This window comes from Bradyrhizobium huanghuaihaiense, assembly GCF_007830635.1.
GTDB lineage: Bacteria > Pseudomonadota > Alphaproteobacteria > Rhizobiales > Xanthobacteraceae > Bradyrhizobium > Bradyrhizobium huanghuaihaiense.
The window spans coordinates 24,657-51,010 of the sequence record NZ_VLLA01000038.1 but is presented as its reverse complement, the minus strand read 5'-3'; the positions used below and the strand labels follow the sequence as shown (position 1 = coordinate 51,010).

The following is a 26,354-nucleotide window of genomic DNA, read 5'->3' as shown; positions in this document are numbered from 1 at the left end:
CAAACCCCGTCGGTGTTGCGCGTGCTTGACCAGTGGATCAGGCGACGGTTGCGCGCCGTTGCCTGGAAGCAATGGAAGTATGGACCCGCTCGCTTTGCCGAGTTGCGACGCCGCGGCGTCGGCCGGGATCTGGCGGCGCAAACCGCCGGCAGCCCACGTGGCCCTTGGCGGCTCGCGAACAGCCCCGCGCTCACCATTGCTCTGCCAAACGGCTTCTTTGCCTCACTCGGCTTGGCTTCCGTCGCGGCACGGCGACCCGCATAATCCGCTGAACCGCCGGATACGGACCCGTATGTCCGGTGGTGTGGGAGGGGCGGAGCCGCGAGGCTTCCCCCTATCCCGATTTGGCGAACCGGCCTGCGACCCGGCAATGTCAGCCCAGCCGGCGCCCCGCTTCCGTGACCGGTCGCTCGCTCCGGCTCAGGTCGCGGCCTCTCCACGCTGTCTGCTCAGCCCGAAATGGACCGTTGATCTGGATCAACCCGGAGGAGTGTCGCTTCGTTTCTGTACGTCTCACCATCGGTCAAAGACCCCACTATCGAAAAGCGCATATCAAGCGAAGCAACTCGTCGCGCGGTGTGAAGCAACGCAGGCCGCTGATGTACGGGCGGGGGGGGGCATCATGAATCTGGCTGATACGAATTCGTTGTCTGGCTCCGGACAATCGTTCGAAGATCCAGCAGGTGAGGGGATGCTTTACGTGCCGGGCGGCACGTTTCGCATGGGCTCGGATCGGCAGGGCAATTTCCCGCATCAGAATCTTGCGGCTGACGGCTTCGAACGCACTTCGCCCGTCACCGCGTTCCCGGCCAACGGTTACGGCCTGCACGACATGATCGGCAATGTCTGGGAATGGACGGCCGATTGGTCTTCGCAGAAGCACGAAGCCGACGCCCCGAAAGCCTGCTGCATCCCGCAAAATCCTCGCGGTGGGCCCGAGGGCGCGAGCTACGATTCTTGTCAGCCAAACCTCAGGATTCCACGCAAGGTGCTCAAAGGCGGCTCGCATCTTTGCGCTCCCAACTACTGCCGCCGCTATCGTCCGGCCGCGCGTCATGCCGAGCCGATCGACACCTCAGCAAGCCATCTCGGCTTCAGGTGCATCACCAGGAAGAGGATCACATCATGAGTACAGATAGGATTCCGGAAAAGCCTGAGATGAGCACGGGACCAATCGGCGGAGGATTGAAACGCCGCGATCTCTTGTTGAGTGGTAGTTCTCTCGTCGCCGCTTCGGCGCTCTCGGCCGTCGGATTGACGAGCCCGGCACAAGCGCAGCAACCGGCACCAGCGCCGGCAGCGGCCGGCCAGCGGCCAAACATCGTCTTCATCATGGGTGACGACATCGGCATCTGGAATATCGGCGCCTACCACCGCGGGATGATGGCCGGGCGGACGCCAAACCTCGACAAGATCGCCGCCGAAGGCATGCTGTTCACCGATTACTACGCCGAGGCGAGTTGCACGGCGGGTCGCGCCAACTTCATCACTGGCGAGCTGCCGATCCGGACCGGCATGACCACAGTCGGCCAGGCAGGCGCTCCCACCGGCCTGCCGGCGGAGGCCGTGACCATTGCCACGGCGCTGAAAGGAATGGGCTACGCCACCGGCCAGTTCGGCAAGAACCACCTTGGCGACAAAAATGAGTTTCTGCCAACGGTGCATGGCTTCGATGAGTTCTTCGGCTACCTGTATCACCTCGACGCGATGGAAGATCCGGCCCACCCCGCTTACCCGCAGGAACTGTTGAACACAGTCGGTCCGCGCAACATGGTCCACTCGTGGGCGACTAACGTGGACGATGCCACCGTGGATCCGCGCTGGGGCAAAGTCGGCAAGCAGAGGATCGAAGACGCCGGAACGCTCTATCCCAAGCGGATGGAAACCGTGGACGATGAAATCCGCGACTTTGCGCTGAATTTCATCGACAGAGCTAAGGCCGACAACAAACCATTCTTCCTGTGGCTCAATCCGACCCGCATGCACATCGTTACGCACCTGTCGCCGAAGTACCAGGCGATGCGCAACTCCAAGAACGGTTGGTCCATCCATGAAGCCGGCATGGCGCAGCTCGACGACGACGTTGGCATCGTGATGCAGAAGCTGAAGGACATGGGCGTCGATGACAACACCATCGTGGTCTTCACGACCGACAATGGCACCGAGGTCTTCACCTGGCCCGATGGGGGACAGACGCCATTTGCGCAGAGCAAAGGCACCGTGATGGAGGGCGGCTTCCGCGCACCGGCGATGATCCGCTGGCCGGGCAAGGTGCCGGCCGGCAAGGTCGAGAACGGCATCATGTCCGGGCTGGACTGGTTCCCGACCTTCCTGGCCGCGGCTGGCAACCCCAACATCGTCGACGAGCTCAAAAAGGGTAAGCACATCGGTGACCGCACCTACAAGTGCCATCTGGACGGTTACAACCAGCTGGACATGATCACTGGCAAGGGGCCGTCAAATCGGCACGAGATCTTTTATTTCGGCGAAAGCGAGCTGGGGGCCGTGCGCATCGACGATTACAAGTATCGTTTCATCGATCAGCCTGGAGGCTGGCTGGGTGAAAAAAGCAAGGTTGATGTGCCCTATTTGACCAACCTTCGCCTCGATCCTTTCGAGCGCACGGGCTGGCCCGATAGCGGGACCAAATTTGGAGCGCAACAATACTTTGACTGGTTCAAATACGAATTCTGGCGCTTCGTGTTTGTGCAGCAGCAGGTGGAAAAGCTGGCGATGACGGCGATAGAGTTTCCGCCGATGCAGAGGGGCGCAAGCTTCAATCTAGACGCGGTGAAGGCCAAGATCGAAGCGGCGCGGGCGGCGATGACGAAATAAGCGTACAGTTCTGATCACTTGCGGGTGGCCTTTTATGGGTCGCCCGCTCCTCTTACCCGTTGTTGGGACTTTGCGTCGTTTCGCTGCGGTGCGGAATTTGGTTCGCTATCGGCGCCGTAGCGGACGTTCTGACCAGCTACGTCGGCAGCTCTCAAGCTGCGCGCTCTGGGACGGCTCGCCTCACGACCAGGTTCGGCCGAGAGATATTCCTCGAAGGCTCAAGCCGGACGGGCGCATGTCCGGCGCTCGCCACCGATGCTCCCGGAAGCGAATCAGAGTAGGGCCGTCTCTATTCCACGCTGCCGGCGCCGCGGCGCAGGTCGGCTTCGATCTGCAGCCGCGTGCCGCCCCCGAACCGGGCACGGTAGACCTGAAGGTTCTCCATGATCCGCTGCACGTAATTGCGTGTCTCGGAGAAGGGGATCAGCTCGACCCAGTCGACCGCGTCGACCTTGGGGTCGCGCGGGTCGCCGTAGCGGTCGATCCACTTCTTGACGCTGCCGCGGCCGGCATTGTAGGCGGCAAAGGTCATGATGTAGGAGCCGCGATAATCCTCCAGCAGCCCGCCGAGCTCGGCCGAGCCGAGCGTGGCGTTGTAGACCGAATCGTTCTTGAGCCGCCCAAGATCGTAGGTTGCGCCGTGCCGCTTGCAGACATAGCGCGCCGCATCCGGCGTCACCTGCATCAGCCCGTAGGCCTGGGCCGGCGAGACCACCGACGGATTGAACGCGCTCTCCTGCCGCGCGATGGCGTAGACGATGCTGCGCTCGACCTCGGGGCCGATCGGGGTGAATTGCGGGATGCCGCTGACGGGGTAGGCGTAGAAGTCGAACGGCAGGCCGCGGTTGAGCGCGGCCTTGCCGAGCAGCAGCATGCCGCGCGCATCGCTGTTGCGCTGGGTGAGCTCGCCGAGGCCCGCCAGCGCTTCGGGATCGCCGTTCTCGCCCATGTCGGCGAGCATCGGTATTGCCATTTCGCGTTCGTCGAGCTCGTAGAGCAGTTGCGCCGCACGCACGATCTCCAGCCGTTCGGCGCCGCGCCCGCGCGGCTGGCTGTTCAGCTCGATCTGCGGCAGGCCGAGTTTTGCGCGCGCGAGCTGGCCGTAATAGCTCGTCGATTGCTCTGCTGCCCGCGCGTAGGCGTTGCGCGCCTCCTGCTGGCGGCCCGAGGCTTCCGCGGCGCGGCCCTGCCAATAGCCGGCGCGCGCCAGCGTGGTCGGGTTGACGCTGCCGACGCCGATGCGGGCGAAGTGCTGGGCGGCGGTCGTGGGGTCGTTGAGGAAGCGCAGCGCGATCCAGCCCGCGGTGAATTCCTGCTCGGTCTTGTAGATGTCGCGTGAGGGCAGGGCGGCATCGCGCGCGATCAGATAGGCGCTGCGGAATTCCTCGGTGTCGATCATCTTGCGCGCCAAAAGGCGCCGCTCGATCCACCATTCGTCGAGATTGTAGAGCCGGTTCGGATCCTTCGGGGCCGACAGCATCAGCTGGGCGGCCTCACTGAACTTCTCTTCCCGTCGCAGCAGCTGGATCTTGCTGAAGAGGAAGCCGGGATCGTTGTGCAGCTCGCGCGGCACCGCATCGAGCAATGCGCGCGCGTTCGGCGCCTTCTTGACGGAGGCGATGCGAGCCTTGGCCAGCGCGACATAGCCGGCGCCGAGGCGTTTTGCGGCGCGCAACGCGGCCTCGTTCTCGCTGCCGTAGAGCAGGGTGTCCATCCGCGCCTTCTGGTCGCCCGGCGTCAGCAGCGCACCGAACTGGTCGAGCGCGTTGTTCTCGGTCTCCTCCGACATCGGATCGCTGCGCCAGGCCTCGCGCACCAGCCGTTCGGCATTGGCGCGGTCGCCGCGTGCCAGCATCGCCCTGGCGAGCGTGAAGCGGCCCTTGGCGGACACCGGGGATTCGTTCTCGAACCAGGACCACGCGACGGACTCGTCGCGCCTGTCGTCCCACATCGCAGCCTCGAGGCGGCGGCGCAGGAAGGTCTGCGACGGCCAGCTCGGATTTGCGGAGAGGAAGGCGCGGTAGCGCTCGACGGTTGCGCCATTGTCCTCGCTGCGCAGGATGATCCATTCCGCAAGTTTTCGCGCGACAGGATCGGAGATGGAGGCGGCGTAATTGCTGGCATCGCCCGGCTTGCGCTTGCGCACGAGCTCGATGACGTTCTCCAGCGTGTCCTTGTCGGCTTGCGACGTCGACGAGGTCGCCGCGACCGCGGCCGGCGTCACCGGCTTGCGCGGCGCGGCGTGCTGGCGGGTTGCCGGCGCCAGCACGGGAGCTGCGATGGGCTTTGCGGGGGCCGGGGCGGTTGGCCTGACGGTGGCCGTCACGGCCGGGGCGGGTGCGGTTTTGGGCGGCGAGCTGTTGGCGGTCGGCTGTGATTTCGGCGCGGGGGCTGCGGCCGCTGGCTTCGGCTTGTCTTTCCCGGAGTCCTTGGCTGCGTTCTTGCCGGCATCCTTACCTGCATCCTTGGCCGGCTTCTTCGCTGCGTCCTTGGCCGGCGCGCCGGCTGCCCCCTTGCTCGCGCCCTTCGTTGCGTCCTTGCCGGTTCCCTTGGATGCGTCCTTGGCTGATCCTTTCGCGGGATCCTTGGCAGCCTGCTTCGCGGGTTCCTTGGTCCCCTCCGCGGGCGTCTCATTGGACTTGGCGAGGGCGACGCAGCCGACCGACAGCCCTGCCATCAGGCTCACGGCCAGACCTAGGGATCGCCAGGCGGCACGAGGAAAGGAGGTCACGGCGTTTTGTCGCCCCGAATCAGTGAAGTGGCTCAAGATCTAGCTGAATCTGATTGAATATGCGGACAAAATACCAACAGCCGCTTACTTCCGGCGGGTTTGCACCACCACCGCGGCAAAATCGCGGCCTAAACGGTGCGTCCCGCGGCAGCGGCCCTTTTACCGGCGGGATAGACCCGATATGTATGGGCTTGCTCTCAAGATTGCCGCGTACGGAGGAAGTCCATGGCAGCCAAGACGAAATTCCGGGGGTCGTTCACCGCCTTGGTCACGCCGTTCAAGAACGGCTCGCTGGACGAGGCGGCCTTCCGCTCCCTGGTGAACTGGCAGATCTCGGAGGGCACCAATGGCCTCGTCCCGGTCGGCACCACCGGCGAGAGCCCGACGCTGAGCCATGACGAGCACAAGAAGGTGGTCGAATGGTGCATCGCTGAAGCCAAGGGCCGCGTCCCGGTCATCGCGGGCGCCGGCTCCAATTCGACCAAGGAGGCGATCGAGCTCTCCCAGCACGCCGAGAAGGCGGGCGCGGACGCCGTGCTGATCGTGACGCCCTATTACAACAAGCCGACCCAGGAAGGGATGTATCAGCACTTCAAGGCGATCAACGATGCGATCGGGATTCCGATCATCATCTACAACATCCCGCCGCGCTCGGTGATCGACATGTCGGTCGATACCATGAAGCGGCTCTGGGAGCTGAAGAACATCGCCGGCGTCAAGGACGCCACCGCCAGCATGGTGCGCGTGTCGCAGCAGCGCGCAGCGCTGGGCGAGGACTTCAACCAGCTCTCCGGCGAGGACGCCACCATCATCGGCTACATGGCCCATGGCGGCCATGGCTGCATCTCGGTGACCTCGAACGTCGCGCCGCGCCTGTGCTCGGAGTTCCACTCCGCCTGGCAGAAGGGCGATCATGCCACCGCGTTGAAGCTCCACGACAAGCTGATGCCGCTGCACAACAACCTCTTCATCGAGAGCAATCCGGCGCCGATCAAGTATGCGATGTCGCTGCTCGGCAAGCTCGACGAGACGCTGCGGCTGCCGATGGTGCCGGTCTCCGAGCCGACGCGCGTTGCGGTGCGCAGCGCGATGGTGCACGCCGGACTGATCAACTGAGGCGCTAACCAAACCCGGGGAGCTTTCATGGGGGTCGATGAAAAGGGCATGCGGATGCTCAAGGAGTTCCGCGAGTTCGCCATGAAGGGCAATGTCGTCGACCTCGCGGTCGGCGTCATCATCGGTGCGGCCTTCGGCGCCATCGTCACCTCGCTGGTCGGTGACGTCATCATGCCGATCATCGGCGCCGCGACCGGCGGGCTCGACTTCTCGAACTACTTCATCCCCTTGTCGAAGGCGGTTACCGCCACCAACTTGGCGGATGCGAAAAAGCAAGGCGCAGTGCTTGCTTACGGTAGCTTCCTGACGCTGACGATCAACTTCGTCATCATCGCCTTCGTGCTGTTCCTGGTGATCCGCGCCATGAACACGCTGAAGCGGAAGGAGGAGGCGGCGCCCGCCGAGCCGGCGAAGCCGTCGGCAGAGGTCGTGCTGCTCACCGAGATCCGCGATCTCCTCAAGAAGTGACGCGCGCGCTTCGTCCAAACTGTTAGCATCGCTGCGTATCTCGATCAGGTTTTTTGCCAGGTTTTGTAGGTCATGGCCGACAAGAACGAACGTCCAATCAAGGTCATGGCGGAGAATCGCAAGGCCCGCTTCAACTATGCGATCGAGGATACGATCGAGGCGGGCATTGCGCTCACCGGCACCGAGGTCAAGTCGATCCGCAACGGCAAGAGCACGATCGCCGAATCCTACGCCGACTCCAAGGACGGCGAGATCTGGCTGATCAACGCCACGATCCCCGAATATCTCCAGGGCAACCGCTTCAATCACGAGCCGAAGCGGCCGCGCAAGCTGCTGCTGCATCGCCGGCAGATCAACAAGCTGATGGGCGCGGTCGATCGCGAGGGCATGACGCTGATCCCGCTCAAGCTTTACTTCAACGAGCGGGGTCGCGCCAAATTGCAGCTCGCGGTCGCCAAGGGCAAGAAGCTGCACGACAAGCGCGAGAGCGAGAAGAAGCGCGACTGGAGCCGTGAGAAGGGCCGGCTGCTGCGGGCGAGGGGATAGTGCGATGAACCAGCGGAACCTGCTCGAGGTCGATTGGAGTCAGATTCCCGCGCCCACCGACGATGGCGGTGCAGCGCATCTCAAAGGCTTGACGCTGCCTCCGGTCAGGCTGGTCGCGACCGACGACAGGTCGGTGACGCTGTCGGCGCTCAATGGCCGGACCGTGGTGTTCGCCTATCCGCGGACCGGCGAGCCGGGCAAGATCGCGCTGGTGGACGATTGGGACATGATCCCGGGTGCGCGCGGCTGCACGCCGCAGACTTGCGCGTTCCGCGATCTGTTTGCCGAGCTGAAGGCCGCCGGCGCCGCCCACGTGTTCGGCCTCTCGACCCAGAGCAACGAATACCAGACCGAGATGGCCTCGCGGCTGCATCTGCCGTTCCCCGTGCTGTCGGACGAGAAGCTGGTGCTCACGCGCGCGCTGAACTTGCCGACCATGGAGGTCGCGGGCCTGACGCTGATCAAACGCCTTGCGCTGATCATCGACGATGCCAGGATCACGCATGTGTTCTATCCGGTGTTTCCGCCCGACCGGAATGCCGGCGACGTCCTGGACTGGCTGAAGGCCAATCCGGCCAAGGGCTGACCAGGGCAAGACCTAGGCGAGGTCGGCCTTGATCCTCGCGAACACCGACCGGAACATGTCGGCGGTCAGCACGCCGGTGTTCGTGTTGTAACGCGAGCAATGATAGCTGTCGTACAGCTTGAACGGGCCGGCCTGATGCACCGCGCCATGGCCGAAGGGGGCCTGCGAGGCCTTCAGCTTCAGCGGCTTGAGCACGCTGTCGTGCGCAATCCGCCCGAGCGCGACGATGGCGCGCAGCTTCGGCATCGTCTCGAGATTGGCGACGAGGAACTGGCGGCAGGTGTTGATCTCGGCCGGCAGCGGCTTGTTCTGCGGCGGCACGCAATGCACCGCATTGGCGATGCGGCAGTCGACCAGCCTCAAGCCGTCGTCGGGCCGCGCCTGATAGGTCCCCTTGGCAAAGCCGTATTCGAGCAGCGTGGCATAGAGCAGGTCGCCGGCATAGTCGCCGGTGAACGGGCGGCCGGTGCGGTTGGCGCCCTGCATGCCCGGCGCGAGGCCAACGATCAGGAGGCGCGCCGTGATGTCGCCGAAGGGTGGGACCGGGGCGTTGTGCCACAACGGCTCGCGCGCGCGGTTCGCCTGGCGAAAGGCGACCAGGCGCGGGCAGAGCGGACAGTCACGGTCGGGGACGAGGGTGGGGGGCTGGCGGCTTGACCGTGCCGCCTCACTCCTCGAAGTCGTCATCGCCCCTCGGCGCCATGGTGGTCGCGCGCTGGAGGAACTGCGGGGCGTGGTGGCGTCCCTCACCACGCTCGCCGCGGTCGCGCGGGGCGGGGCGTTCGGACGGGTCGCGGCCGAGCTTGGATTGCAGCTCGACGAGGTCGGTGAAGACGTCGGCCTGGCGGCGCAGCTCGTCGGCGATCATCGGCGGCTGGCTGGCGATGGTGGAGACCACGGTGACCCGTACGCCGCGGCGCTGGACGGCCTCGACCAGGGAGCGGAAGTCGCCGTCACCGGAGAACAGCACCATCTGGTCGATGTGCTCGGCGAGCTCCATGGCGTCGACGGCCAGCTCGATGTCCATATTGCCCTTGACCTTGCGGCGGCCGGAAGCGTCGATGAACTCCTTGGTCGCCTTGGTGACGACGGTGTAGCCGTTGTAGTCCAGCCAGTCGATCAGTGGGCGGATGGAGGAGTATTCCTGATCCTCGATGATGGCGGTGTAGTAGAACGCCCGGAGCAGCGTCCCGCGGCTCTGAAACTCCTTCAGCAGGCGCTTGTAGTCGATGTCGAAGCCCAGGGTTTTCGCCGTCGCGTAGAGATTGGCCCCGTCGATGAAGAGCGCGATCTTGTTGGTAGGAGAAGGTGACATTCAGTTTGCTCGCGTAGTGTGTCGTGATTGATCGTTTATTGTTGGCGCGGGGGCAGCCGGTCGCGCAGTCCCAAGGTGGCGCCTAATCCCGTCGAATCCGCAAATCCGGAGAAGTCGGGGCAATCAAGGTATAGTTATGGCGGACTCTCATATGCCCGGCGCCGCCCTTGCTGGCAGCCCGGGAAATCACCCATCCCAGCCCTAATGTGGGGGTACCAGAGCCATTTGGCGAGGCCAAATCACAAATTGGCCTTGCGAAATCGCCTTGGCCCCTATAACTAGCCCCAATCATCCACATATTTCGTCCCACCCACAACGGAGCGACAGTCCATGGCTCGCGTCACCGTAGAAGATTGTATCGACAAGGTCGACAACCGGTTTGACCTGGTCCTGCTGGCCGCCCACCGCGCCCGCATGATTTCGTCAGGTTCACAACTAACGGTTGACCGCGATAACGACAAGAACCCTGTTGTGTCTTTGCGTGAAATTGCCGACACGACCATCTCGCCGGAGGACCTCCGAGAGGAGCTGGTGCACTCGCTCCAGAAGTTCGTCGAGGTCGACGAGCCCGAGCCGGATACGGTGCCGCTGATCGGTTCCGCCGGCGCCAGCGTCGATGCGGACGATACCGAAGTTGCCGTTGAGCGCATGACCGAAGAGGAGCTCCTGAAGGGCCTCGAAGGGCTCGCGCCGCCGGAAGAGCAGCCCGAGGAGGACGAGTAATCGTCCCGTCGCAATCGTCGACTTCTTGTGATCATATCAAAGGCCCGAACCGTTGTTCGGGCCTTTGCTTTTGTTGGCGTTTTCGTGGTTACCATAGTGTTGTCGGTTGGCGCTGCGAACCTGTCATCGAATTGAACTGACGCGCGCGCGGACGGAGCTAAGATGTATACAACGGGCAGCCTCACGGCCCGTTTAAAGGCAGGACGGCATGGTATATCGGCGCCGGAGATTAACGCAGATGCAGGCCGCAACCGAATCGGTTGCCATGGCCCCGACTGCGCCGGTGGTGCGCCCGGCAAAGCCGCGCGCGCGCATGATGCGTCAATATGACCTCGTCGAGCGCGTCAGGTCCTACAATCCCAACACCAACGAAGATCTGCTGAACCGCGCCTATGTCTACGCCATGAAGGCGCACGGCTCGCAGACGCGGGCCTCGGGCGATCCGTATTTTTCGCACCCGCTCGAAGTGGCGGCGATTCTCACCGACCTGAAGCTCGATGACGCCACCATCGTGGCTGCGCTGCTGCACGACACGATCGAGGACACCGAAGCGACGCGGGCCGAGATCGACCAGATCTTCGGGCCCGAGATCGGCGCGCTGGTCGAGGGGCTGACCAAGCTGAAGCGGCTGGAGCTGGTCTCGCGCGAGGCCAAGCAGGCCGAGAACCTGCGCAAATTGTTGCTGGCGATTGCCGACGATGTCCGCGTGCTGCTGGTCAAGCTTGCCGACCGTCTGCACAACATGCGCACGCTGGAATTCGTGCCGACGGAATCGCGCCGGCGCATCGCGGAGGAGACGCTCGACATCTATGCGCCGCTCGCGGGCCGCATGGGTATGCAGGAAATGCGCGAGGAGCTGGAGGATCTGTCTTTCCGCACCCTCGACCCCGAGGCTTATTCGGTGGTGATGCAGCGGCTCGATGCGCTCGCCGAGCGCAACCGCAACCTGATCGGCGAGATCGAGGACCAGCTCTCCAACAATCTGCGCCACCGGGGCCTGGGCGCGCGGGTCTACGGCCGCCGCAAGAAGCCATTCTCGATCTGGACCAAGATGGAGCGCAAGTCGGTCGGCTTCGAGCAATTGTCGGATATCTTCGGCTTTCGCGTCGTCGTGAACGACGTCGAGGCTTGCTATCGCGCGCTCGGCATCGTTCACACCACCTGGCCGGTCGTGCCGGGCCGCTTCAAGGACTACATCTCGACGCCGAAGCAGAACGACTACCGCTCGATCCACACCACCGTGATCGGTCCGGGCAACCAGCGCGCCGAGCTCCAGATCCGCACCGAGGAGATGGATCAGATCGCCGAGCGCGGCATCGCCGCGCACGTGTTCTACAAGGAAGGCACGGGCTCGCCGACCGAATTCCTCAAGCGTGAATCCAACGCGTTTGCCTGGCTGCGCCACACCGTCGGCATCCTGTCGGAGAGCGCCAATCCCGAGGAATTCCTCGAGCACACCAAGCTCGAGCTGTTCCACGACCAGGTGTTCTGCTTCACCCCAAAGGGCAAGCTGATCGCGCTGCCGCGCCATGCCAACGTGATCGACTTCGCCTATGCCGTACATACCGACGTCGGCAACAGCGCGGTCGGCTGCAAGATCAACGGCAAGTTCTCGCCGCTGTCCTCGGAGCTGCAGAACGGCGACGAGGTCGAGGTGCTGACCTCCGAGGCGCAGTCCGCGCCGCCATCCGCCTGGGAGACGCTCGCGGTCACCGGCAAGGCGCGCGCCGCGATCCGCCGCGCCACGCGCACCGCGGTGCGCGACCAATATGTCGGCCTCGGCCGGCGCATCGTCGAGCGCCTGTTCGAGCGTGCCAAGATCGAATACGCCGACGACAAGCTCAAGGGCGCGCTGCCGCGGCTTGCGCGCACCTCGATCGAGGACGTCATGGCGGCCGTGGGCCGCGGCGAGATCAAGGCGTCCCACGTCGCGCGCGCGATGTATCCCGACTACAAGGAGGAACGCGTCGCCCGCTACGGCATCAAGAAGGGCCTGGCCGCCAAGCTCAAGGAGAAGTCGGCCGAGCCGCCGCGCAGCCCGGTCGCGATCCCGATCCGCGGCATCAATTCCGACCTGCCGGTGAAGTTCGCGCCGAATGGCGGCGCGGTGCCCGGCGACCGCATCGTCGGCATCGTCACCCCGGGCGAGGGCATCACGATCTATCCGATCCAGGCGCCGGCCCTGAAGGATTTCGAAGAGGAGCCGGAGCGCTGGCTGGACGTGCGCTGGGACATCGAGGACACCGCGCCGCAGCGCTTCCCGGCCCGCATCAGGGTCGAGAACGTCAACGAGCCCGGCGCGCTGGCGCAGATCGCGACCGTGATCGCCGAGCACGACGGCAACATCGACAACATCAGCATGCAGCGCCGTTCGCCCGATTTCACCGAGACGACGATCGACCTCGAAGTCTACGATCTCAAGCACCTGAGCGCCATCCTCGCCCAGTTGCGCGCCAAGGCGGTCGTCGCCCGCGTCGAACGTGTTAATGGATAGACGCATCTCGCATGCGTCCGTCTCTCTGATTTCGTGAGTCCTGAAATGCCCGCAACTCCGCTCCGCCTCGGCGTCAATATCGATCACGTCGCAACCGTGCGTAACGCGCGCGGCGGCCGCCATCCCGATCCGGTGCGCGCTGCGCTGCTGGCCATCGAGGCCGGCGCCGACGGCATCACGGCTCACTTGCGCGAGGATCGCCGGCACATCCGCGACGAGGACATGGCGCGGCTGAAGGCGGAAATCTCCAAGCCGCTGAATTTCGAGATGGCGGCGACCGACGACATGATGCGGATCTCGCTGGCCACCAAGCCGCACGCGGTGTGCCTGGTGCCGGAGCGGCGCCAGGAGGTGACGACCGAAGGCGGGTTGGATGTCGTCGGGCAGCACAATGCGCTCGCACCCTATATCGCGCGGCTGAGCGATGCCGGCATCCGCGTCTCGCTGTTCATCGCCGCCGACCCCGCGCAGATCGAGATGGCGGCGCGGCTGCGCGCGCCCGTGATCGAGATCCATACCGGCGCCTGGTGCGATGCCGTCGTCGACGGCCACGCCGACAAGGCCGCGGCCGAATGGCAACGGATCGTGGCGGGGGCGAAGCTGGCGAAGGCCGCGGGGCTGGAGGTTCATGCCGGCCACGGGCTCGACTACGCGACGGCGGAGACGATCGCAGCGCTGCCGGAGATCATGGAACTGAACATCGGCTACTACATGATCGGCGAAGCGCTGTTCGTGGGCCTTGCCGAGACGGTGCGCAGCATGCGGGCGGCGATGGACCGCGGCCGGAGCCGGGCATGATCATCGGCATCGGCTCCGACCTGATCGACATCACCCGCGTCGCCAAGGTGATCGAGCGCCATGGCGAGCGTTTTCTGGACCGTATCTTCACCGCGGCCGAGCGGGCCAAGGCGGAGCGGCGGGCCAAAAACGAGAAGATGGTGGTGGCGACCTATGCCAAGCGCTTCGCCGCCAAGGAGGCCTGCTCCAAGGCGCTCGGCACCGGCATCAGGCGCGGCGTCTGGTGGCGCGACATGGGGGTGGTCAACCTGCCGGGGGGGCGGCCGACCATGGAGCTCACGGGCGGGGCCCTGACCCGGCTCCAGGCCCTGACCCCAGAGGGATTCGAGGCACGGATCGATGTGTCGATCACCGACGATTGGCCGCTCGCCCAGGCCTTCGTCATCATTTCCGCCGTTCCGCTGGCCAAGCCCTGAAAGTTGAGCGGTCATTTTATAATTCCCATTAAAAATCAATATCTTATGCAGTTTCGATGCGATCCTTGATTGCGTGGCTCCCGACAACCGTCTAAAAGTCCGCCGACGCAAATCAGGCTGGGCGAATTCGGCTTTACGCCGGAATTGGCCCTCATTATCAGAATCAGGACAATCTCCTTGCGCCGCGAAGCGATGGGCCGTTCGCGGGAGGAGGGCGCTCTGTGATCGCCGGCTGGAATTGAGAGAGCAATGAGCGTGACTTCGGGAACGAAAACTGAGAGCGGCGTCGGCGAAACGATCCGTGTCGTGATCCATGCTCTCCTGATCGCGCTCGTGATCCGCACCTTCCTGTTCCAGCCGTTCAACATTCCCTCGGGCTCGATGAAGGCGACGCTGCTGGTCGGCGACTATCTCTTCGTCTCGAAATATTCCTACGGCTATAGCCACTATTCGATCCCGTTCTCGCCGCCGCTGTTCTCGGGACGGATCTGGGGCTCGGACCCGAACCGCGGCGACATCGTCGTGTTCCGCCTGCCCAAGGACGACTCGACCGATTACATCAAGCGTGTGATCGGCCTTCCCGGCGACCGCGTCCAGATGCGGGACGGGCTGCTCTACATCAACGACACCCCGGTCGAGCGGCAGCGGATGAGCGAATATGTCGGCGAGGATCCGTGCGGCTCCGAGGGCGGGGGCATCTCCCGGGTGAAGCGCTGGAAGGAGACGCTGCCGAACGGCGTGTCCTACGAGACGCTCGATTGCGCCGACAACGGCTACATGGACAACACCAACGTCTACACCGTGCCGGCCGGCCATTTCTTCATGATGGGCGACAACCGCGACAACTCGACCGACAGCCGCTTCCTCGGCCAGGTCGGCTACGTACCGCAGGAGAATTTGATCGGTCGCGCCCAGATGATCTTCTTCTCGATCGCCGAAGGCGAACATGCCTGGATGTTCTGGCGCTGGCCGTGGGCGGTGCGCTGGAATCGCTTCTTCAAAATCGTCCGATGAAAGACGAAGCCAAGGACATCGCGACCCAACCGATCGACGCGCAAGCCGTCCCTGACGGCGAAGCTGCCGCCAAGACGCTTGCGACCAAGACTCCTGACACAAAGACGCCTGCAAAGAAGAAGCGGGCGCGGAGCAGCAAGGCCAAGGCGGCGGACGCAAATGCCGCGCTCGAGGCGCGCATCGGCCACGGCTTCACTGACCCGAATCTCCTCATGCAAGCGATCACGCATGTCTCGGCGCTGAAGTCCGGGCGCAAGCGCGGCGACAGCTATCAGCGGCTCGAATTCCTCGGCGACCACGTCCTCGGTCTGGTCGTGTCCGACATGCTCTATCATGCCTTCCCGAACGCCGATGAGGGCGAGCTGTCCAAGCGCCTCGCCGAGCTCGTGCGCAAGGAGAGCTGCGCGGACGTTGCCAAGTCGCTCGGCCTGCTCGACGACATCAAGCTCGGTTCGGTCGGCTCCAGCGCCGATGCGCGCTTACGCAAATCCATCCTCGGCGACATCTGCGAGGCCGTGATCGGCGCCATCTTCCTGGACGGCGGTCATGCGGCAGCGGCCGAGTTCGTCAGGCGCAACTGGACCGAGCGCATGCACAAGCCGCGGCGTCCGTTGCGCGATCCCAAGACCGTGCTGCAGGAATGGGCGCAGGGCAAGGGCCTGCCGACGCCGGTTTACCGCGAGGTCGAGCGCACCGGCCCGCATCACGATCCGCAATTCCGCGTCGCCGTCGACCTGCCGGGCCTCGCGCCGGCCGAAGGCATCGGCGGCAGCAAGCGCGCGGCAGAGAAGGTGGCAGCTTCAGTGATGATCGAACGTGAAGGCGTTGGCGGCGGCAATGACGGCTGAAGCAAGCGGCGAGGCGCCTGCCGCGACGCGCTGCGGCTTCGTCGCGCTGATCGGCGCGCCCAATGTCGGCAAGTCCACGCTGGTCAACGCGCTGGTCGGGGCCAAGGTCACGATCGTCTCGCGCAAGGTGCAGACCACGCGCGCGCTGATCCGCGGCATCGTGATCGAGAACAACGCGCAGATCATCCTGGTCGACACGCCCGGCATCTTCCTGCCCAAGCGCCGGCTCGACCGCGCCATGGTCTCGACCGCCTGGAGCGGGGCGCACGACGCCGACCTCGTCTGCGTGCTGCTCGATGCCAAGACCGGGATCGACGAGGAGGCCGAGGCGATCCTCGCCAAGGCGGCCAGCGTCAACCACGAGAAGATCCTCGTCATCAACAAGGTCGACCTGGTCCAGCGCGAGAAGCTGCTGGCGCTGGCGCAGGCCGCCAACGAGCGCATGAAGTTCGCCAAGACCTTCATGATCGCGGCCATCTCGGGCGACGGCGTCGACGACATCCGCACGACGCTCGCCGAGATGGTGCCGCCGGGCCCGTTCCTCTATCCCGAGGACCAGATGTCGGACGCGCCGATGCGGCAGCTGGCGGCCGAGATCACCCGCGAGAAGATCTATCAGAAGCTGCACCAGGAATTGCCCTACCAGTCCACGGTCGAGACCGACAAATGGGAGGAGCGCAAGGATCATTCGGTGCGGATCGAGCAGACGATCTTCGTCGAGCGCGAAAGCCAGCGCAAGATCGTGCTCGGCAAGGGCGGCGCCACCATCAAGTCGATCGGCGCGGACTCGCGCAAGGAGCTGATGCAGATCCTGGATGTGCCGGTGCATCTGTTCCTGTTCGTCAAGGTGCGCGAGAACTGGGGTGACGATCCCGACCGCTACCGCGAGATGGGCCTCGACTTCCCCAAAGAATAACCAAGAATAGATCGGCATCCGATGAGCGTACCTGCCAACGTCCAGCGCTTCGAAGCGCTGCTCTATGCATCGTTGATGCTGGATGCCGTCTCGGTTGCCGTGCAGGACCGCACGCCGAATGCCGAGATGACCGGGCAGATGATCATGACGGCGACCCTGCTCGCCGGCGGCATGATCCTGCTCCTCGTCTATTTCGTCTGGCTGGCTGCGCGTTGGCGCAAGAATTGGCCGCGCTGGGTGCTGGCGGCAGCGCTCGTGCTGTCGGTGATCTCGCTCGGCCAGATCATCGGCGAGAAGGGCATGGAGCTCGACAGTGCCATCGAGATCGTCTCCTGCGTGCTGACGACGATGGGTCTGTATTTCTCCTTCACCGGCGACGCGCAGGGCTGGTTCAATGCCTAGCGTCATTCCGGGGCGCCTCGGAGAGGCGAACTAGGGTGCGCAATTGCGCACCTGAGAATCTCGAGATTCCGGGTTCGATGCGTCGCATCGCCCCGGAATGACAGTGGATGGAACGCTGCGCTCCTGACTGGAATCCGCTAGACTTCCTCCCATGGAATGGACCGACGAAGGCATCGTGCTGGGCGTGCGGCGGCATGGCGAGAGCAGCGCCATCGTCGAGCTGTTGACGCGCGCGCATGGCCGGCATCTCGGCCTCGTACGCGGTGGCGCCAGCTCGCGACTGCGGCCGCTGCTGCAGCCTGGCAACAGCGTCAGCGCGGTGTGGCGGGCTCGGCTCGACGAGCATCTCGGCACCTACGCCATCGAGGGGCTGAAGCTGCGCGCGGCCACGCTGCTGGGATCGTCCCATGGGGTCTACGGCGTCACCCATCTCGCCTCGATCGCGCGGCTCCTGCCGGAGCGCGATCCGCACGAGGAGATCTTTGCGCTGCTCGAGCATTCGCTCGATGATTTCGACGACATCGGCAGCGCGGCGGTGCATCTCATCCACTTCGAGCTGGCGATGCTCGCCGAGCTCGGCTTCGGGCTCGCGCTGGAAAATTGTGCGGTGACCGGCGAGACCACGGACCTGATCTACGTCTCGCCCAAATCAGGCGGGGCGGTGTCGCGCGGCGCGGGCGAGCCGTGGCGCGACCGGCTGCTGCGGCTGCCGCCGTTCCTGCGGCACGGCGAAACCGCGAGCGAACTCACCGAGCAGGATCTCCAGGATGGCTTCCGGCTGACCGGCCTGTTCCTGCTGCGCCACGTGCTGGAGCCGCGCGGGCAGGGCCATTCCGATGCGCGGGCCGGCTTCATCAACGCGCTGATGCGGCAGCAGGCGAGGGCGGTGATTTCAGGGCCATGAGGGAACCGCGGCTCTGCCCTGCCTGAGCGCATGGAGTTCCCGGGAACGAAATCGGCGTGATCGCGTTGGCGCCTGGGTTCCACAACGGGGACAGCCTAAATGTTGATCAGAGGATTTGCGCTGTCGGCGGCGCTGTTTGCCTTTGCGCCGGACGCGATGGCTGGCGAACCGCAACCCGGTCTGTTTCGCCGCGCCTCCTGCACGGTCGTGCGGTACTATGTGGCGAAATATTCCGCGGCGGCCGCAGAGACATGGGCGCGCGCCCATGGCGCGACGGAGGCCGAGATCGAGACGGCCCGCCGCTGCCTGACCAACACCCCGGCACAGGCAAAGACCCAGACTGTGACCGCCGGCTGGGCCGGGCAGTAGCCCGCCCGCTAGGAACCGTTTGATCCTGAACCGGGCTGCACGGGACAACGCCGCGCGAGATCCGCTCGTCGTTTCATCCCTCCGAGAGGATGGAGCCTGCTTGGGCGTGCTCGTCGTCCGAGAGAGGGAATGATGTGACTCCCAGGGTTTGCGAGGGACGCTCCCCGAACATCATCGAGTAATATTGCGAGAAGCGCCCGAGCTCGTAAAAGCCCTGCTGCATCGCGACCGCCGCCACGGTGGTCGTACCCGGCCTGCTTTCCCGCAAGATGGAGTGAATGGTGCACAGGCGCTTATGGCGCAGGAAGGTGACCGGGCCGAGCCCGAACACCTCTTGAAACGCGCGATGCAGAGTACGTCGTGACACCATGAACGCGGCGCATATTTCCGAAACATGCACCGGGCGCGTGCCGGCCTGGTCGAGATACTCCTCGACTTTGCGGATCAGCCGCCTCGCTGACGGAAGTCTGCCGGAGTCGTCGGGCGGCAGCGACGACATCACGTTGGCAGCCATGCATTCGACGATCGATCGTTTCCAGAAATCGGCTGTCGACGGCGTCAGGCCGTCCTTGTGCGAGGCCAGATGGGACATGATCCGGATCAGGCGACGCGAGGCCAATGCGCCGGTTGCGAGATCCGCCCGGAAGTGACCGCGCTTGCGCCATGTGTCGGGATCGCTCAGACGCGCCTCTCCGCCGAACAGCGACGCCACCTCATCGAGGTCGAAGCGCATGGCTGCGTAGGCGGATGCGCCGTGAAAGACGCCGTCATGCTCGAGCAGCGGCGGAATCACCAGCACGTCGTTGAGCTGCATGTCGAAGGACCAATGGGCAACGCGCCGCTCGGCCGCCAGCAGCATCCCGATGATGAGCTTGTCGTCGCTGGAAATGCGCTGCGTGCGCATTCCGATGTTGAAGGCGCCGATGCTGAGCGAGAAATCGCCGATGCCGACATGGGACAATGTCCCGCGTAGCCGCCCGCGTCCGAGCTGCATGACGTCGACGTGAGAGCCGTGCACGGCCTGGTGTAGACCCTCGAAACCGTCGAGCTTTCGCGAATCAACCAGAAGAGACCCCACCATGGTCGTACACTTGTCTTGAAGCGCGACATTTGTGCGGCAGACGACAAGCGAAATACCACCACAACGCGAAGAGGTGCTGTGAATTGAGTTCGCGTTTTGAGGCGAATGATCGTCGAATTCGACGCGATGAATCGGGCAATGGTGCTGTCAATTAAGCGGATCTGCGACGCGGTGTCGCTCGATCCCGGCCATCACTGCGATGTGCTGGCACAATCTGCACATCACAGTCGTCGGATATTCAGATACCATTTGCAACCTAAACGATATGAATCGAAAGCGCGCTGCGGATCGCGGCGCGGAAGGGGCAGCGTGCTGCCGCATGCTCGGAACGCGTGTGCGCAAGAACGGGAGAGATGTTGACGCAACTCGCGATCTGCATCTCCCGCCCTCAGCGCCAGGAAGAGGGGGATCAGACAATGCGTCCAATGCGCCGGGCAATCTGCCGTCATCGGCGCCTGCCGAAGTCCGTATCATAGCACCGGTGGACTGCGCGTATCGGAGTTTCCATCATGCTGCGGGCCGATCTCGATCGCTGCGAGTGGTTGCCGGATGACATGAAGACCGGCGAGATGGTCTTCATTCCCGGCGGCACCTTCCGTATGGGATCCGATCACCACTATCCCGAGGAAGCGCCGAGCCATCGTGTCTGCGTCGACGGTTTCTGGATCGACCGCACGCCGGTGACCAACCGGCAGTTCAAGGAGTTCGTCAACGCCACCGGCCATGTGACGGAGGCGCAGGTCGTCCCCGATCCCAAGGACTATCCCGGCGCGCTCAGGGAAATGCTCTACGCCGGCTCGCTGGTGTTCTCGCCGCTGCCGCGCATCACGGATCTTGCCGACTGGAGCCAGTGGTGGTCCTTCATGCGCGGCGCGAATTGGCGCCATCCCTACGGCCCCGGCAGCAATATCAAAGGGCTCGACGACCACCCGGTCGTCCACGTCTCCTACAATGACGCGACCGCCTATGCGCGCTGGGCGGGCAAGGACCTGCCGACGGAAGCGGAGTGGGAGTTCGCTGCACGCGGCGGCCTCGACGGCGAGGAGTTTGCCTGGGGTGATGCGCTGATGCCGGGCGGCAGGCACATGGCCAACATCTGGCAGGGAAACTTCCCTGTCCAGAACCTCGGCGAGGATGGGTTCAAGCGTACCTCGCCGGTCATGGCCTTCCCGCCGAACGGTTACGGCCTCTATGACATGATCGGCAATGTCTGGGAGTGGACCTCGGACTGGTGGTCGTCGCGGCATCAGGCCGAAGCGGCGAAGCCCTGCTGCATTCCCAGGAATCCGCGTGGCGGCCGGGAGGACGCGAGCTTTGATCCATGTCAACCCGACGTCCGCATCCCGCGCAAAGTCTTGAAGGGTGGCTCCCACCTCTGCGCGCCAAATTACTGTCGCCGCTACCGCCCGGCCGCGCGGCATGCCGAGCCGGTCGATACCTCGACCAGCCATGTCGGCTTCCGCTGCGTGGTGCGGTCACCGCTTGGGGTTCACCACGAGCAAGAAGGAACAGCCGCAGCATAGGAGTGTCGGATGAGTACCGAATTGGAGAACAACAACAACCAGTCTCGGGCTGACCAACCGCTCAATCGCAGACGTCTGCTGCTTGGAACGTCCTCGATCGTCGCCGCCGCGGCACTGACATCCGAGGCAATGGCGCAGGCCCAGCAGGCCGCTCCTGCCACATCACCGGCACCGGCGGCGCCCGGCCGCAAGCCGAACATCCTCGTGATCTTCGGCGACGACATCGGCCAAACCAACATCTCCGCCTATTCCTTCGGCGTCATGGGCTATCGCACACCGAACATCGATCGTATCGCCCGGGAAGGGATGATGTTCACCGACTATTACGCCGAGCAGAGCTGCACGGCGGGCCGTTCGTCCTTCATCACCGGCCAGTGCACGTTGCGGACGGGACTGTCGAAGGTCGGCATTCCCGGAGCTGCCGTCGGATTGCAGGCACGCGATGTCACCATCGCCGAACTGCTGAAGCCGCTCGGCTATGCGACCGGGCAGTTCGGCAAGAACCATCTCGGTGACCGCAACGAATATCTGCCAACCGTGCATGGCTTCGACGAATTCTTCGGCAACCTCTATCATCTCAATGCCGAGGAAGATCCGGAGAACCGGTTCTATCCGCAGGACCCCGCCTTCCGGGAGAAGTTCGGCCCGCGCGGCGTGCTTCGCTGCAAGGCCAGCGATCGCGACGATTCTGCTGAGCAGCCGCGCTGGGGCAGGGTCGGCAAGCAGACCATCGAGGATACGGGCGCGCTGACCAAGAAGCGCATGGAAACCATCGACGACGAGACGTCGGCCGCTGCCATCGACTTCATCAAGCGGCAGGTCCAGGCCGGCAAGCCCTTCTTCTGCTGGTACAACTCGACGCGCATGCATCTGCGCACCCATGTGAGGGCCGAACACAGAGACAAGCCTGGCCTCAATTCGAGAACGGAATATGCGGACGGCATGATCGAGCACGACGCGACCGTCGGGACGATCCTGAAAGCGCTGGATGACCTCGGCATCGCCAACGACACCATCGTGCTCTACACCACCGACAACGGTCCGCATCAGAATACGTGGCCGGATGCCGGGACGACCCCTTTCCGGAGCGAGAAGAACACCAACTGGGAAGGCGCATTTCGCGTCCCGTGTCTGATCCGCTGGCCCGGCCGCATCCAGGCCGGCGCGGTCTCCAACGATATCGTCAGCGGCCTGGACTGGTGTCCGACGCTGCTGGCGGCTGCGGGCGATCCCGACATCAAGCAGAAGCTGCTCACCGGCCACCAGGCTGCCGGCAAGACCTTCAAGGTCCACCTCGATGGCTACAACCAGCTGCCCTTTCTGACCGGCCAGCAGCCGAGCAGCGCTCGCAAGGAATACATCTATTTCAACGACGACGGTGATCTCGTCGCCACGCGTTACGAGAACTGGAAGGTCGTGTTCGAGGAGCAACGAGAGAAAGGCACGATGCAGATCTGGGCCGAGCCGTTCACCAAGCTGCGGCTGCCGAAGCTCTTCAACCTTCGTGCCGATCCCTATGAGCGAGCCGACATCACGTCGAACACGTACTGGGACTGGCTGGCTTCCGACGGCGCGGGCATCTTCATCGCCTCGCAGCCGATCGTCGCGCAGTTCCTTGCCAGCTTCAAGGATTACCCACCGAGCCAGCGCCCCTCCAGCTTCAGCATCGATCAGATCGTCGAGAAGATGCAGAGGAGTTTCGAGGTCACGCAATAGTGGGCGAGGGGACACATGAAGAGAGCGTTGCTGGCGGCTTCGATGCTTGTTCTCACGGCGGCCGCATATGCGCAGTCGCCCGTTCCGGTCACGGTCGATAATTTTGCCCGCGCGGAGTCCGACCTCTATCTCGGCAACGGCGTCAAGGATGCCGGCGGTATCGGCAAGCTGTTTCATCATCGCGAGCCGATCCAGATCGACAAGCAGATGGTGATCCGGTCGAACCGCGACACGTTGTACTCGACCGTCATCCTCGACCTCGATGCCGGTCCCGCGACGATCAATTTACCGGACGGAGGCAAGCGATTCCGGTCAATGCAGCTGATCAACGAGGATCACTATGTCGTCGGCAAGGTCGAATACGGTGCCGGCAGCTACACGGTCGACAAGAACAAGGTCGGCACGCGCTATGTGATGATCGCGCTGCGGACGCTGGTCGATCCCGGCGATCCCCGAGATATCGAGAAGGTCCATGCCCTGCAGGATGCGACCCGGATCAGCCAGAAATCCCCCGGCAAATGAGATTCCGAACTGGGATGCCGCAAGTCAGAAGAAGGTGCGCGATGCCCTGCTCGTGCTGGCCTCAACGACGGGCGGATTCAAGAATGCGTTCGGCCCCAGGGAGCAGGTCGATCCGATCAAACATCTGATCGGAACCGCCGCGGGGTGGGGCGGCAATCCCGACAAGGAAGCCACCTATCTCAGCTTCAATCCCGAGAAGAACGACGGCAGTACGGTCTACAAGCTGGTCGTTCCCGGCAATGTGCCTGTCGACGGCTTCTGGTCGATCAGCCTCTACAATGCCGAGGGCTATTTCGAGAAGAACCCGTACAACGCCTACTCCCTCAACAATCTGACCGCGGCGAAATCGGCCGACGGCTCGACGGCGATCCAGTTCGGCGGCTGCGACGGCAAGATCCCGAACTGCCTGCCGATCATGAAAGGATGGAACTACACCGTGCGGCTCTACCGGCCGCGCCCCGAAATCCTGAACGGCAAGTGGAAATTCCCGGAGCCGAAGCCAGCAAGCGGAGCGTAGCGAACATGGAGGCCGTCATGAGACAGGCAGTCGGCGGATTGGTTGCGATGATGCTGGCGACCGCGAGCGTGCTGGCGCAGAGCCCGTCGGCGGATGACATTGCCGCACGCAACATCCAGCGCCGCGCCGTCGAGGCAATGATCTGGGGCATGCCCGCCGTCAATGCCGAGCTCATGCTTCAGGCCATGCTGAGGACCACCAGCGCGAAGGTCAATGAGATCGTCTACTGGTCGAGGCCAGTGAACTGGAAGAACCAGACGCTGACGCCCAATCCGGACGCGATCTACCTGATGTCGTTCTGGAACGTGAAGGACGGCCCGGTCGTGATCGAAATCCCGCCGGCGCAGGGCGGCTCGATCGCCGGCAATATCGTCACGGCCTGGCAGATGCCGCTGGAGGACGCCGGTCCCGAGGGCGCCGACAAGGGGCAGGGCGGCAAATACCTGATCCTGCCGCCCGGCTATAAGGGCGAGGTGCCGGCCGGACACATTGCACTTCAATCGGACACCTTCAGCGGCTTTGCGCTGCTGCGCTCCAATCTCGCAAGTCACGGCGATGCTGACGTCGCAAAGTCGGTCGCCTACGGCAAGCAGATCAAGGTCTATCCGCTCGCGCAGGCGAGGAGCCCGCCGCCGACCAATTTCACGGATGCCTACGACATCCTGTTCGACTCCACGATTCCCTATGATGCGAGTTTCTATCGTAGCCTCGACCGCGTGGTGCAGAACGAGCCATGGCTCGATCGCGATCGCGCGATGATCGACCAACTCGCGACCATCGGCATCGAGAAGGGCAAGCCGTACAATCCCGACCAGAAGACGCTTGCGCTGCTCGATCAGGCCGCGCGCGAGGCGCATGCAGTGCTGGAGCAGCGCTACGACGCGGGATTTCCCGTGATCAATCCGGGCATTCGCTGGTTCCCGGCCGCTGTGGCGGAGATGGTGAAGGCGGCAAGCGGCGGGTACGCCGATCCGAATGCCTATCCGATCGACGCGCGCGCGGTGACATACACGCTCGGCTTTACCGGCGTGAAGCGGCTCGGCACCGCGCAGTTCTACCTGATGGTGGCGAAGGACAAGGACGGCCAACCCCTCAAGGGCAGCGCAACCTATCGCCTGACCGTGCCGGCAAATGCGCCGGTCAGGCAATACTGGTCGGCAACGGTCTACGACCGCGAGACGCACGCGCTGGTGCGGAATATGCCGGGCGCCAGCCGCGCCTCGATCAGCCCGGGCATCGAGAAGAACGCCGACGGTTCGGTCGACGTCTATTTCGGCCCCAAGGCGCCGGCCGGCAAGGAAGCCAATTGGGTGCCTACCGATCCCGTGCGAAAATTCGAGCTGCTGTTCCGTCTCTACGGTCCGGAGCAGCCGCTGTTCGACCATAGCTGGAAGCTGCCCGATGTGGAGCGCATCGCCACGACGATTGGAGGGGCCACGAAATAGAGAACCAGGCGCGACCGGTGGATGACGCGATCGAGGGGACACGACAATGTCGGGACACATTCGAAAGACCGGGCTTGCAACCGCTTTCGCGCTGGCGGCCTTCACGGCCCAGCCTGCGCTGGCCGACGCCGGCGGCGTGAGCTTCTGGCTGCCGGGCATCTTCGGCAGCCTTGCCGCCGTTCCCGTGACGCCGGGATGGGCCTATTCGACCATCTACATCCACCTTCAGGAAAAGGCCGGAGGAGGGCAGAACTTCGTCACCAGCGGTGGCGTCCCCGGCTCGGTGACCGCCGGCCTCAATGCCCATGCCGACGCGCTCGTCATGGGCATTACCTACACCTCGCCGATGCCGGTGCTCGGCGGCCAGGCTGGCTTCACCCTGCTGACCGTACCGGGAAACATCGGCGTCGGCATCGACGCGACGCTGACAGGTCCGCGAGGCAACACCATCTCGGGCAGCGCGACCGACAACCGCACGACGCTGGCCGACGTCTTCTACCAGGGCACGCTGAAATGGAACCAGGGCGTGCACAACGAGATGGTCTACATCACCGGCAACATCCCGAGCGGCACCTACGATTCCAGCCGGCTCGCGAACCTGAGTTTCGGCTTCCCCGCGATCGATGCGGGAGCCGGCTACACCTATCTCGACCTCAAGACCGGGCATGAATTCTCGATCGTCGGCGGGCTCACCTACAATTTCATGAACCCGTTCCTGCAGTACCAGAACGGCATCGACTTCCATGTCGATTGGGCGGCGTCCCAGTTCGTCAGCAAGAATGTCCATATCGGCGTCGCCGGCTATTTCTTCCAGCAGCTCACCGACGACAGCGGTCCCGGTGCCAGGCTCGGCGGCTTCAGGGGGCGGGCTGTCGGCATCGGGCCGCAGATCGGTTTCATGATCCCGATGTCCGACGGCTACCAGGGCTATCTCAATGTCCGTGGCTACAAGGACCTGGAGGTCGAGAACCGGCCGAAGAGCTGGTCGACCTGGGTCACCTTCTCGGTCTCGCCGGCCGCGCCTGCGCCGGCGGCGACGAAGCCCATCGTTCGAAAGTACTGAGGGAGG

Annotated in this window: 24 protein-coding genes and 2 pseudogenes; 22 read left to right on the top strand and 4 right to left on the bottom strand. The window is 64.1% G+C overall.

Going from position 1 to position 26,354, the window contains the following annotated elements:
* From IQ16_RS40115 to IQ16_RS40105, 3 genes and pseudogenes are all read left to right on the top strand, one after another.
* Positions 1-264 (top strand): group II intron maturase-specific domain-containing protein (locus IQ16_RS40115; protein ID WP_283812209.1); only part of this gene is annotated, 264 nt, incomplete at its 5' end.
* 439 nt (positions 265-703) lie between these two features.
* Positions 704-1,129 (top strand): annotated as a pseudogene (locus IQ16_RS40110) (formylglycine-generating enzyme family protein); the annotation flags it as partial.
* A gap of 29 nt (positions 1,130-1,158) precedes the next feature.
* Positions 1,159-2,835 (top strand): arylsulfatase, encoded by a 1,677-nt coding sequence (locus IQ16_RS40105; protein WP_063710356.1) that lies wholly within the window; start codon positions 1,159-1,161, stop codon positions 2,833-2,835.
* Between the two features lie 289 nt (positions 2,836-3,124).
* On the opposite strand, the gene IQ16_RS40100 is transcribed toward IQ16_RS40105, so the two are convergent.
* On the bottom strand, positions 3,125-5,512 hold the full coding sequence (locus IQ16_RS40100) for a lytic transglycosylase domain-containing protein (protein ID WP_035666901.1): 2,388 nt from the start codon (positions 5,510-5,512) through the stop codon (positions 3,125-3,127).
* A 279-nt stretch (positions 5,513-5,791) separates the two neighbouring features.
* On the opposite strand from IQ16_RS40100, the gene dapA reads away from it, so the two are divergent.
* From dapA to IQ16_RS40080, 4 genes are all read left to right on the top strand, one after another.
* A complete protein-coding gene (gene dapA / locus IQ16_RS40095) occupies positions 5,792-6,682 on the top strand; it encodes a 4-hydroxy-tetrahydrodipicolinate synthase (protein WP_018644568.1) in 891 nt (296 codons plus the stop codon).
* A 54-nt stretch (positions 6,683-6,736) separates the two neighbouring features.
* Positions 6,737-7,150 carry a large conductance mechanosensitive channel protein MscL gene (gene mscL, locus IQ16_RS40090; RefSeq protein ID WP_026312235.1) on the top strand — a complete coding sequence of 138 codons (414 nt, stop codon included), beginning with the start codon at positions 6,737-6,739 and terminating at the stop codon, positions 7,148-7,150.
* 72 nt (positions 7,151-7,222) lie between these two features.
* Positions 7,223-7,696 (top strand): SsrA-binding protein SmpB, encoded by a 474-nt coding sequence (smpB, locus tag IQ16_RS40085; protein ID WP_018644570.1) that lies wholly within the window; start codon positions 7,223-7,225, stop codon positions 7,694-7,696.
* A gap of 4 nt (positions 7,697-7,700) precedes the next feature.
* A complete protein-coding gene (locus IQ16_RS40080; RefSeq protein WP_018644571.1) occupies positions 7,701-8,282 on the top strand; it encodes a peroxiredoxin in 582 nt (193 codons plus the stop codon).
* A gap of 12 nt (positions 8,283-8,294) precedes the next feature.
* Here IQ16_RS40080 and IQ16_RS40075 read toward each other — a convergent pair whose 3' ends face one another.
* Positions 8,295-8,969 (bottom strand): uracil-DNA glycosylase, encoded by a 675-nt coding sequence (locus IQ16_RS40075; protein ID WP_018644572.1) that lies wholly within the window; start codon positions 8,967-8,969, stop codon positions 8,295-8,297.
* Positions 8,950-9,597 (bottom strand): LabA-like NYN domain-containing protein, encoded by a 648-nt coding sequence (locus IQ16_RS40070; protein ID WP_018644573.1) that lies wholly within the window; start codon positions 9,595-9,597, stop codon positions 8,950-8,952. Before IQ16_RS40070 ends, IQ16_RS40075 begins: the two co-directional genes overlap by 20 nt.
* Positions 9,598-9,927: 330 nt before the next feature.
* On the opposite strand from IQ16_RS40070, the gene rpoZ reads away from it, so the two are divergent.
* From rpoZ to IQ16_RS40020, 10 genes are all read left to right on the top strand, one after another.
* Complete coding sequence (gene rpoZ, locus IQ16_RS40065) at positions 9,928-10,320, top strand: DNA-directed RNA polymerase subunit omega (protein ID WP_008133017.1); 393 nt, start codon at positions 9,928-9,930, stop codon at positions 10,318-10,320.
* A 208-nt stretch (positions 10,321-10,528) separates the two neighbouring features.
* Positions 10,529-12,814 carry a RelA/SpoT family protein gene (locus tag IQ16_RS40060; protein WP_018644574.1) on the top strand — a complete coding sequence of 762 codons (2,286 nt, stop codon included), beginning with the start codon at positions 10,529-10,531 and terminating at the stop codon, positions 12,812-12,814.
* A 45-nt stretch (positions 12,815-12,859) separates the two neighbouring features.
* Positions 12,860-13,612 carry a pyridoxine 5'-phosphate synthase gene (locus IQ16_RS40055; RefSeq protein ID WP_018644575.1) on the top strand — a complete coding sequence of 251 codons (753 nt, stop codon included), beginning with the start codon at positions 12,860-12,862 and terminating at the stop codon, positions 13,610-13,612.
* On the top strand, positions 13,609-14,028 hold the full coding sequence (acpS, locus tag IQ16_RS40050; RefSeq protein WP_018644576.1) for a holo-ACP synthase: 420 nt from the start codon (positions 13,609-13,611) through the stop codon (positions 14,026-14,028). The genes IQ16_RS40055 and acpS overlap by 4 nt, the downstream gene beginning before the upstream one ends.
* A gap of 249 nt (positions 14,029-14,277) precedes the next feature.
* A complete protein-coding gene (gene lepB, locus IQ16_RS40045; RefSeq protein ID WP_018644577.1) occupies positions 14,278-15,042 on the top strand; it encodes a signal peptidase I in 765 nt (254 codons plus the stop codon).
* On the top strand, positions 15,039-15,890 hold the full coding sequence (gene rnc, locus IQ16_RS40040; RefSeq protein WP_018644578.1) for a ribonuclease III: 852 nt from the start codon (positions 15,039-15,041) through the stop codon (positions 15,888-15,890). Before lepB ends, rnc begins: the two co-directional genes overlap by 4 nt.
* A complete protein-coding gene (gene era, locus IQ16_RS40035; protein ID WP_018644579.1) occupies positions 15,880-16,806 on the top strand; it encodes a GTPase Era in 927 nt (308 codons plus the stop codon). The genes rnc and era overlap by 11 nt, the downstream gene beginning before the upstream one ends.
* 21 nt (positions 16,807-16,827) lie before the next feature.
* Positions 16,828-17,208 carry a hypothetical protein gene (locus IQ16_RS40030; protein WP_018644580.1) on the top strand — a complete coding sequence of 127 codons (381 nt, stop codon included), beginning with the start codon at positions 16,828-16,830 and terminating at the stop codon, positions 17,206-17,208.
* A 151-nt stretch (positions 17,209-17,359) separates the two neighbouring features.
* Positions 17,360-18,112: a DNA repair protein RecO gene (gene recO / locus IQ16_RS40025; RefSeq protein ID WP_018644581.1), complete on the top strand. Its 753-nt coding sequence runs from the start codon at positions 17,360-17,362 to the stop codon at positions 18,110-18,112.
* 99 nt (positions 18,113-18,211) lie between these two features.
* A complete protein-coding gene (locus IQ16_RS40020; RefSeq protein WP_018644582.1) occupies positions 18,212-18,481 on the top strand; it encodes a hypothetical protein in 270 nt (89 codons plus the stop codon).
* A 73-nt stretch (positions 18,482-18,554) separates the two neighbouring features.
* Here IQ16_RS40020 and IQ16_RS40015 read toward each other — a convergent pair whose 3' ends face one another.
* Positions 18,555-19,562 carry a helix-turn-helix domain-containing protein gene (locus IQ16_RS40015; RefSeq protein ID WP_018644583.1) on the bottom strand — a complete coding sequence of 336 codons (1,008 nt, stop codon included), beginning with the start codon at positions 19,560-19,562 and terminating at the stop codon, positions 18,555-18,557.
* Between the two features lie 509 nt (positions 19,563-20,071).
* Between IQ16_RS40015 and IQ16_RS40010 the strand changes: the two genes are divergently transcribed.
* The 5 genes and pseudogenes from IQ16_RS40010 to IQ16_RS39990 all read left to right on the top strand — a co-directional run bounded on the left by IQ16_RS40010 (position 20,072) and on the right by IQ16_RS39990 (position 26,348).
* On the top strand, positions 20,072-21,085 hold the full coding sequence (locus IQ16_RS40010; RefSeq protein WP_018644584.1) for a formylglycine-generating enzyme family protein: 1,014 nt from the start codon (positions 20,072-20,074) through the stop codon (positions 21,083-21,085).
* Positions 21,086-21,094: 9 nt separating this feature from the next.
* A complete protein-coding gene (locus IQ16_RS40005; RefSeq protein WP_018644585.1) occupies positions 21,095-22,801 on the top strand; it encodes an arylsulfatase in 1,707 nt (568 codons plus the stop codon).
* 15 nt (positions 22,802-22,816) lie between these two features.
* Positions 22,817-23,840, top strand: a pseudogene (locus tag IQ16_RS40000) (DUF1214 domain-containing protein).
* A gap of 17 nt (positions 23,841-23,857) precedes the next feature.
* Complete coding sequence (locus IQ16_RS39995) at positions 23,858-25,285, top strand: DUF1254 domain-containing protein (RefSeq protein WP_035666917.1); 1,428 nt, start codon at positions 23,858-23,860, stop codon at positions 25,283-25,285.
* A gap of 46 nt (positions 25,286-25,331) precedes the next feature.
* Positions 25,332-26,348, top strand: coding sequence for a SphA family protein (locus tag IQ16_RS39990; protein WP_018644588.1), 1,017 nt, complete (start codon positions 25,332-25,334; stop codon positions 26,346-26,348).
* Positions 26,349-26,354: the final 6 nt, after the last annotated feature.